At 75.0% G+C, this 1,401-nt stretch carries 1 protein-coding gene; it reads right to left on the bottom strand.

All coding sequences use genetic code 11. The features are described 5' to 3' along the window. Positions 1-23 precede the first annotated feature (23 nt). Positions 24-1,247, bottom strand: a complete 1,224-nt coding sequence (locus tag I59_RS04295; protein WP_022902811.1) for a S9 family peptidase — start codon at positions 1,245-1,247, stop codon at positions 24-26. Positions 1,248-1,401: the final 154 nt, after the last annotated feature.

Here is a 1,401-nt window from a genome sequence, read left to right as displayed (position 1 = left end):
TCCCGTCCGTCCTCGGGTCGCGTCTACGACGCGCGGGCCGCGCCCTGGTGCTGCACCACCTCGGTGAGCCACGCGAGGATGCGCGCGTCGAACCAGTCGGCGTCGTGGTTCCAGAGCTTCGTGTGCCGGGCCGTGTGCTGCACCTCGAGCCGGACGAGGTCCGGCCGGGCGCGCGCGAGGTCGTGCGAGGCCGAGGACGGGACGAAGCCGTCGTCGTCGCTGTGCAGCAGCAGGATCGGGACGTGCAACTCGTCCGCCCGCGCGACCATGTCGAGCTCGCGCAGGTCCACCGGCGCCCGCAACCCGGCCACCCGGTGCAGCACGGGCGCGCGGAGGACCCACTGCGCGACCTTCCGGACCGCCTTCGGCAGCCGGAGCAGCTGGCCCTGCGACTTCAGCACGGCGTGCCAGTCGACCACCGGCGACTCGAGGACGACCCCGTCGACGAGGTGCGCCGACGACGACCGGAGCAGGGTCTGCAGGACAACCGCGCCGCCCATCGACCAGCCCATCAGGACGACGCTCGAGGCACCCTCGCCGGCGACCCACCGCAGCGCGGCGTCGACGTCCTCCCACTCGGTGCTGCCGAGGCCGTACCGGCCGTCGACGCTCCGCGGGGCGACCCCGTCGTTGCGCCACGACGCCAGCAGGACGGAGTAGCCCGCGGCCCGGAACACCGGGAGGGCACGGATCGTCTCGGCCCGGGTGACTCCGCGGCCGTGCACGAGCACCGCCCACGGGGCCTCCGGGTCGTCGGCACGGACGACCCACGCGGGGGCCGGGCCGTTCGGGGTCGGGACGTCGACGTCCTCGACCGGGACGTCGAGCTCGCCCGGCGTGAGGTAGAACCACCCGCCCCAGCGACCACGACGGGCGTTCGTCGGGTCACCGGCGTCGATCGCGATGATCCGTCGTGTGACGGTGGTGTCGGTGGTCCCGAGGACCTCGCCGACGCGCATGTGGCCGGTGCCGGCGCCGAACCAGAGGCTGTAGCGCCCCTGCAGCTCGGTGTCGGCCGTCCGCTCGACCGTGACGGTGCGTGCCTGGGGGTCGACCGCGAGGATGGGGACCCGTTCGACGCGCTTGCGGTCCGGGGTCACGACCGCCCGGGCGACCGCTGCGACCACGCCCCCGACGGCGGCCGCTCCGACCGCGGCGACGGCCAGCCCGGCGCCGAGCGCCACGACCCCGGCCGACCGGGCCGATCGCTGGAGGGCGTCCTCGGCGGGTCGTGCTGATCCGGGCATGCCCGGGAGCCTAGTCTGCATCCGTGTCCGAATCCCGAGAGCCCGACGCCTTCGCCAGGCTCCGCGCGTTCGTGGCGTCCGACCGGCCGCGCACCGAGACCACCCGTCACCGAGATCCCCTCCCCGTCGCGGATCGCGCCGTGGTCGCTGGCCC

Source organism: Curtobacterium sp. B8, assembly GCF_000333315.1.
Lineage (GTDB): Bacteria > Actinomycetota > Actinomycetes > Actinomycetales > Microbacteriaceae > Curtobacterium > Curtobacterium luteum.
The sequence above is the reverse complement of the archived record's forward strand: the minus strand, read 5'-3'. Positions and strand labels throughout refer to the sequence as shown.